Here is a 1,134-nt window from a genome sequence, read left to right on the forward strand (position 1 = left end):
GCTTTGTCTTTAGCGATAGTCGCCTGCACATGGGCATCATCTTTAAACGGTTGCAGCTTCTGTAAATACTGCGGATATTTTTGCAATACGGATTCGCTCACCCAAGCTTCAGCCGGTGAACCACCGACAGGAATCGTGATGATACCCACCGGCACTTTATTTTCCGCCAATAATTTTTGCGCGAAGAAAAAACCTACCGCAGAAAAATTTTCCAAATTTTCCGGCGTAGCGGTTTTCCAATCGCCTTGCGTGTAATCACTCAAAGGGCCTTTAAACGCATAAGTAACAGGCACATTAAATTCGCGGATGCTGGGCTGCTGTGTAGTTTCAATCAGCCCAGGATATTGGTATCTCACCCGACGCAAAGGCAATTCCATATTGGACTGACCCGATGCAACCCACAGATCGCCCAATAAAATATTGCTGCGTTTAAGCTGGTTCGTCTCACCCGTCACCACCAATTCGAAGGGGCCACCGGCTTTGCGCGCCGGAAACGTCACCTGCCATTTACCATCAACGGCTTGGGTGGATTTCTCCTTACCCGCAAAACTCACAGTCACCTTCTCGCCTTCAGCCGCCCAACCCCAAATCGTTAAAGGTTTATCGCGCTGGAGAATCGCACCGTCATTCAACAGGCGCGGCAAAGTGACATCGGCAAAAGCATTGGAAATAGAGAGTAAAGAAAGGCAAATCAGCAGTAATAGCTGCGAATAAATGGCTCGTGGGTTTCTCATAGGTAGTGGCTTTTATGGTTATTGGAGGATGATCAGACAATCATCAATATACTTGTATACAAGAAAAAGATAAATATGCCCTATTTGCGCTTAAACCAGCTTTACAAATATTTATTTGGTGCAAATAACAAAAAAGCAGCCGAAGCTGCTTTTTCAATCCCAAACCGATCTATTCCTCCGGCAATTCCCTGTTGCCAATTAACGTAGTGTAATTCTCGCGGTAATCTTCCATATGCTCTTTAAGGAAATCGCGGTAGCGGCCAGACAAATAATTCGTTGTGCCCTCCACATCTTCGGCAAACTCATTTTTATCGAGTGAGCTTTGCGCCACGACGAAGGCATTAAAGCGCGCTGCCGCATTCATAAGCGCGGCGCTGACAATACCGGGGTCAGCATCTTC

At 46.6% G+C, this 1,134-nt stretch carries 2 protein-coding genes; both read right to left on the bottom strand.

Annotated elements, in window-relative coordinates:
- On the bottom strand, positions 1–734 hold a 734-nt coding region (locus tag ACWA6V_RS07585), incomplete at its 3' end, for a sialate O-acetylesterase (protein ID WP_449521910.1).
- Positions 735–903: 169 nt separating this feature from the next.
- The coding region (locus ACWA6V_RS07590; RefSeq protein WP_449521911.1) for a DUF3144 domain-containing protein at positions 904–1,134 on the bottom strand (231 nt) is incomplete at its 5' end.

The organism is Cellvibrio sp. (genome assembly GCF_053579595.1).